Origin of the sequence: Mesorhizobium sp. M0437 (genome assembly GCF_040321335.1) — a bacterium.
In the GTDB taxonomy this organism is placed as follows: domain Bacteria; phylum Pseudomonadota; class Alphaproteobacteria; order Rhizobiales; family Rhizobiaceae; genus Mesorhizobium.
The window spans coordinates 23,321-29,553 of the sequence record NZ_JAMYRK010000068.1 but is presented as its reverse complement, the minus strand read 5'-3'; the positions used below and the strand labels follow the sequence as shown (position 1 = coordinate 29,553).

The 6,233-nt window shown below is 55.5% G+C and carries 5 protein-coding genes; 3 read left to right on the top strand and 2 right to left on the bottom strand.

The genetic code is table 11. The annotated features are described in order from the left end of the window. Window positions 1–397 precede the first annotated feature (397 nt). A complete protein-coding gene (alr, locus tag NKI72_RS28690) occupies window positions 398–1,507 on the bottom strand; it encodes an alanine racemase (protein WP_352755726.1) in 1,110 nt (369 codons plus the stop codon). A gap of 353 nt (window positions 1,508–1,860) precedes the next feature. Here alr and NKI72_RS28685 point away from each other — a divergent pair, with 353 nt between their 5' ends. The 3 genes from NKI72_RS28685 (at window position 1,861) to NKI72_RS28675 (ending at window position 4,504) form a co-directional block, all read left to right on the top strand. Further along, complete coding sequence (locus tag NKI72_RS28685) at window positions 1,861–2,994, top strand: hypothetical protein (RefSeq protein ID WP_352755728.1); 1,134 nt, start codon at window positions 1,861–1,863, stop codon at window positions 2,992–2,994. 227 nt (window positions 2,995–3,221) lie between these two features. Continuing rightward, the gene (locus NKI72_RS28680; protein WP_352755729.1) at window positions 3,222–4,085 is read left to right on the top strand and encodes an IclR family transcriptional regulator; all 864 of its coding nucleotides are present in this window, start codon (window positions 3,222–3,224) and stop codon (window positions 4,083–4,085) included. A 143-nt stretch (window positions 4,086–4,228) separates the two neighbouring features. After that, entirely contained in the window at window positions 4,229–4,504 is a 276-nt protein-coding gene (locus tag NKI72_RS28675) for a hypothetical protein (protein ID WP_352755731.1), read from the top strand. 423 nt (window positions 4,505–4,927) lie between these two features. Here the strand turns inward: NKI72_RS28675 and NKI72_RS28670 are convergent, their stop codons facing one another. Then, window positions 4,928–6,193, bottom strand: coding sequence for an ATP-grasp domain-containing protein (locus tag NKI72_RS28670; RefSeq protein ID WP_352755733.1), 1,266 nt, complete (start codon window positions 6,191–6,193; stop codon window positions 4,928–4,930). Window positions 6,194–6,233 lie beyond the last annotated feature (40 nt).

Here is a 6,233-nt window from a genome sequence, read left to right as displayed (position 1 = left end):
CTCAACATGGATCATCTGCGCGAGCACAAGAAGGAGAGCCTGAGGGCCTTGGCCGCCTGAGCACCGTCATGTGTCCGCCGCTCCGCTAAACACGGGGGCGGCGCGGCGGACACGCCGACGTCAACGCAATGCCACGCCATTTTGCAGAACTTTACGCACCAACTTTCACGGGAGCTCTCCTCACCATTCGTTCAGCTCCTGGTGACGTTCACGGCGGCAGCATCGGACAGTGCTTCAAGGAACTCCCGATATCCCGTATCCCCACGGTGGGGATTCGACGGGAACGCAACCTTCGCTCCGCAGCCGATTGCTCCTGAAAAAAACCGGCGTGCCCATCGCTCGCCTATTTACACCAGTGCGAGCGGGTCGTCGCTGTCCACCTAAATTGGGCGGTTTGCTAAGGACCTCGCAGAAAGGGAGAATTCAGATACTGTTTTGTGCAACCGGCACCAAGGCGCGTCAGCACCTCCTGTGGGTTAACGCCAGCGGCCGCTGCAAGCTCATCGACGGTGAAATCTTCACCCAGCAATTCCACAAAGCTACCTGGACCACAAATCGCCTCAGGAACGTCTGTTATATCTATCGTTATGTATTCCATGGATATTCTCCCGATTAGAGGAGCCGAATATCCAGCAAACCGAACGGACATCTTGTTCGCGCAGGCCCATGGAAGGCCATGCTTGTAACCGATCCCGGCGATCGCTACGCGGCTGGTTCGGACCGTACGAAATGTCGCGCCGTATCCAACAGCTTCCCGCCTAGCCACATTGCGCACGTCGAGTATTTTAGCTCGGAGCCTTGCAACGGGCTGCAGCGGATTTGGTTGAAGGCCAGCGTTGTTGAGTCCGTACAGTGCTGAGCCCACCCGCACCATGTCGAAATGATAGGATTTACCTAGCAACACACCGGCGGAGGCAGCGAGACTGCCACGGGTGGGCTTAAGCAAATCGTAGATTGCCCGAAAGCGGTTCCTTTGCAGCACATTAGTCGCGTCCGCAACACATTCGCTGCACGCGAGATGGCTGAGTACGACCGAAGGGGGATGCCTTTCGAAGGTGCCAGAAAGATACGCGCGCCGCACGTCGACAAAGGCGAGCCCAAGGCGGGAGAACCCCGTATCCACGTTGAGAAAGTATGTTTGCGTCTCCCCTGCCGCGCTAATGGCGTCCAATTCAGCGCAATTGTTCACAACGGGTATGAGGCCCTTGCATCGATAGCATCGGCCAAACCTCGCAAACTCATCGAAAAAAACCGCAACTGCCGCGTCTATATGGAATGACCTTAGAAGCAGCGCCTCGTGCAGATTAGCGACAAAGAGCAGATCGCAGCCGGCATCAACGAGCGCCCTTGCAATCTCTACAAGACCAAGCCCGTAGGCGTCGCTTTTGACGACAGCGGCCACCCTTACGCGTGGTCCAACGAGGGCCGATATGGTCTGGAAGTTCGCCTGAATCGCGGCCAGGTTGATTTCGAATATGACATCGGCAGGCCGTACTAGAGACAACATCTTCTGCTCTCCCGTGCCCAGGGTTCCTCTTCTTAACCTCGCAGGTTCGTGACGTGGCACTTTAACCGTCGTGCCGAGAGGCTCAAACCCGTTGCGTTCCAGTGCCCTTAGCAAAAAAGGGAACATTCGTCGCGCGTTTTGATAGCCATACGGCAGGATAGCGGCAAAATGGTGTCAGTGTTGCGTCAGAATTATAAATTAATGTTAAGCATAAGTTGCGAAAACTTGACCGTGTTGTAATGTAGATCTAACAAAATATTGACTTGTTATTTTTAAATGGAAATGGCATTGTGACTACAGACAATATAAATTGTCCGTTTGGGTTATTTGGTCACCAATTCTGGAGATATGCGATGCAGGAACGCGTAAAGATCCTGATTATTGGGCATGGCGTTCTCGGTGGAGATGTGCTTGATTTTCTCAGTCAAAGCGGCCGAAACTACGATCTGCACGTAGGAGCAAGAGATGTGCAGCGGGCCTCTTTAAGGACCAATCTTGCAAAATACACGGCCTTGAACCTCGGACACCATCCGACCATTGAGGTGGTGCCTATGGATCTCATGAATATAGACGCTACAGCAGAGCGACTGGCGGCTCTCCGTCCTGATATCATTTTCAATGCAACGACATTGCATTCATGGTGGATAATTACGCAATTGCCGCCCGATGCTTTTCAGCAGATCGATCGAGCACGCGGCGGCGTATGGACGCCGATGCATCTCGTTCTCGTGCGACGCCTGATGAGGGCTGTGCGAGAGGCCGGACTTGAGAGCATAGTCGTGAATGCATCCTACTCTGATGTAACAAATGCCGCCCTTGCGGCCGAGGGTCTCTCGCCGGCGATTGGCATCGGCAACGTCGCGAATGCCGTACCGGGAATTAGGTTGGCGGCCGCGCATCTTCTAGGTTGCGAACTCAAAGCGATCGACGTGCGGTTCTTTGCCCAACACTACGTCAGTTATCGTATGCCGAGGACCGGTTCCACGGACGGAGCGCCCTACCATTTGGCCATATATCGGAACAGCCAGAGAATTAGGCCTGAGGAATTAGGCCCCGATGAGATCTTCGCGAACGTTGCCGCACGCTTTCGGCGGGTGGAAGGCCTCGCGGGACAGGCGGTGACTGCGTCATCGGCGACAGATGTTCTACGCGCGTTGGCCGACCGCGTAGAGCGCGTCGTTCATGCGCCAGGTCCCTTAGGTCTTGTCGGAGGCTATCCCGTTAGGATTGCTCCAACAGGCATTTCGATCGATTTGCCTGAAGGCCTGTCGTTGGACGATGCGGTGGAGATCAACAGGGAATGTCAGAAGTACGACGGGATCGAAGCCGTGGAAAGCGACGGGACCGTGCGCTTCACGGCGGAGTCGGCAGAAGTTATGCGCGAGTTGCTCGGCTACGATTGCGAGGCAATGGCGCTGGACGAGTGCGAAGACCGTGCGAAGGAACTGGTAGTAAAATATGCTGAATATTCTCGTCGCTTTGGTTAGTCGGGTGCCCTTCGCGCTGCCCGATCAACAAAAGGCACATCGACGACCGTGGCGGCCAAGCTGACTTCTAGCATGCGCAAGTGACGGTGATGCAATTCGCGACCACCACAATTAATGATAACTGAAAAAACTGCCTCGGTCTTTCTCCAGGAGACATACTCCCAGGAGACATAATCGATCTAATCGAACGAATTTGCCCTTTCCCAGATGGTATTAGGAATGTCCTCGTGAGAAACCAAACCAAGAAGTGTGAAATCGAGCAGATAAAGGGTACGCAGCTTCTCGACCGCACGGTAGCCCTTTTGAACTACCTTGGCGAGGTTGGGGGGCGAGGTGCGCGTGTGCAGGAAATGGCGAAAGCTCTCGGCCTTAGCACGTCGACGGCGCATCGTATCGCAAGTGCGCTTGAGCGGCACCTGCTATTTGAGAGGGAACGGTCGACGAAGCGATATCGTTTGGGGTTGTCGCTATACACGCTCGGAGCAAAAGCAGCTGACGGCACGGGCTTGCGTCGATTCTGCCGCCCCGCGGTGTTGCGGTTAGCGGCACAAACCGGGGATACTGTCTTTCTGATGGCCCGTAGCGGTTTCAATATCGTATGCGTCGATAGGCAGGAGGGAGGATACGTCATTGACAGCCTGACTGGTCACATTGGTGGCCAAGCGCCCTTGGGTGTCGGGTCGGCAAGCCTTGCAATTCTGGCTTTTCTGCCGCCTGAAGAAGCGAATGTTATCATACGCGCCAATACTCACCTCTTCGGCACTTTCAACGGCCTTAGTGCAGATGAGATCCTTCATCAGCTGCCCGTCATTCGTGAGAGAGGCTATGCTCTAGATCAGGGACATCTCGTCGCGGGAGTTTCAGCGCTTGCGTTGCCGATCCGGCCGCAACGCAGAGAGGTCATGGCGGCGTTGGCTATCAACGCGACAAGCGCCAGAATGTCGCAAAAGCGGATTCCACAACTCATGGCATGGATAAAGCGGGAAGTTGAAGCGGTAGAGCGCAATGTAAGCCCTATGGATCTAATTGGCCAACACAGAAGGAAGAGCGTCGCCGAAGAGAACGAGGCAAGCGAGGCAGACTCTCCGTAATGCCAAGACCGCAGACCTCGTCTTTGAGGATCGTGTTTCGCGGGATGTGATCGGCGTTTCCACGCTTCTTAAGACGAGCTTGCGGTTCTCGGCTTCCACCCCTTAGAAGCACGATTGTTTCCGTTTTAACGACACCATCGGTTATGGCGCCACTCGGGCGCATACAGAAGAACTCCCTGCTTACTTGGTCGGACGACGCCGGCCCGCAACTTGCCGCTGCCAGCTACGACGAGCTAAGATGTTACGAGATCGACAGCACTGAAGATCTGCGCATTGCGAAAGGCATATTCATGAAAGAAAAGGCATTTTCCCTCGGCATATTGCCTCGCACAACGAGCAATTTGATTTCAACGACGAGGCCCTGTCTTTATGGCATCGGCTATTGGGTGGACCTGATGGAGACGGCGCTGGCCGCATGAAGGTTCGGCGGGCTGAACTGTGGTCAAGCAGAATGGTTGACGGTGTTTTCCAGGCTGCCTGGCGGTGGGCGTCCGACCAAGCCGGCCATCCCACCACGCTACCAATAGCTGCTGATCACTTGCACGGCGCTGACCAGCCGCGTCACAAACTAAAAAAGTGGAATGCAACATAACAATCTCTCGACGCGAAATCATCGAGACGGGGTTTGACCGCCGGATCGGCTCTATCGATCCGTCGGTTCTGCTGGCACTTACATAGAGCTTGATCGGGAATTTGGCCAGGGTTATAAGTGGAATTTCTGCCTGAACACGGCATAGAAGCCGGGAACAGGAGAGAGCATGACGAAACGCCCCCGCCGTAATCACAGCCCTGAGTTCAAGGCGAAAGTTGCGCTTGCTGCAGTGTTCGGCGACGATCACCTCTTACCTTGCGCCACCTCCGCCGGTGCGGAGGGCAGCTGCCTGTTCCTTTTCGCCAAGGGTCGGAAATGGTGTGATCGACCAATCTATCAAGTCGACAGCACGCTGAAGTATCGCCTTGGTCCGAGCTGGGCTGGTTGAAGCGGCGATGACATGTCCGATCGTGTCCCGGTAATCACCTTTCCTGACGATCGGCGTCTTGGGTTCAATATACAATTGAACCTCGGTGACACCCGATATAGTGGCGGCCCGACTGTCCCCATCAATCCAATCGAGGGTGCCATCGCGATCAGGAACTAGGTTCCGCGCGGCCACAGTGTGCGAATGCCTTCTACGCAAGTCGCATTCCTCGCCAATGACAAGCTTGATGTGCTCGGTGACGAGATCGACACCGCAAGCCAGCCGAACCAGCTTAGGATTGGTCCCACCCGCAAGACGCGGATTGACTTCAATGACAACTGGGCCACGCTTCGTCCACCGGAATTCAATGTTCGTTGGCCCCCAGCCAAGGCCGAGAGCTTGCAAACAGCTCCGCGAAACATGTGCGATAAGTTTATACTCATCACCAGTTAGCGGGGCCGGATGGGTGAACTCACGAAACACGAAATGCGGTGGGCGGCCGAAGTCCGCGGTGCCAATCCCGACGACTTCATTTCCCATTAGGTCAACGCTATAGTATGGGCCTTCTGCGAATTCTTCGACCAGTACCCTCGGCGAAGACCGCCATATGTGCTGTCCGCCCAACAGATAACTCATATGTTCGGCTAACTCGTCGACGTTGCGGCACAATCGGACACCGCTGCTTCCGGTGCCTACGGCTGGCTTAAGAATCACCGGCAGGCCGATCTCCGCGGCAGAGCTTTTTACGTCCGCCGCATTCGCTGCCAAGCGATGAGCAGGTATTGGAACGCCGGCCACCGCGAGGAGCTGGCGTTGGGTGAATTTGTCGCAGCATCGTTCAATGGACGCGGGGTTGGGTCCCGGTAGATCGAAATGCCGGCAGAGCTTGCCAACTGTAGCGTAGACCTCCTCCTCGGCGCCAGTAATGCCCGCAATGTCATAGGTCGCACGCAGGCGAGAACATTCGTGGATCAGCGCATCGAGATTGTCTGTATCGACACTGATTGCCTCAGCCGCCGCAAGATAGTCGTATCGAGCTGGATCAGCCGACAGGGTAATTGGATGAAGACCAAGACGCTGGGCCGCTTGGACGAATAGCAGACCAATACGCCGATGGCCTTCAACCATGATGAGGGCTCTTCTTGCCATTGGCGTTGACCTCCGTTGCGTTATGTGCGGCGGTCAGAGG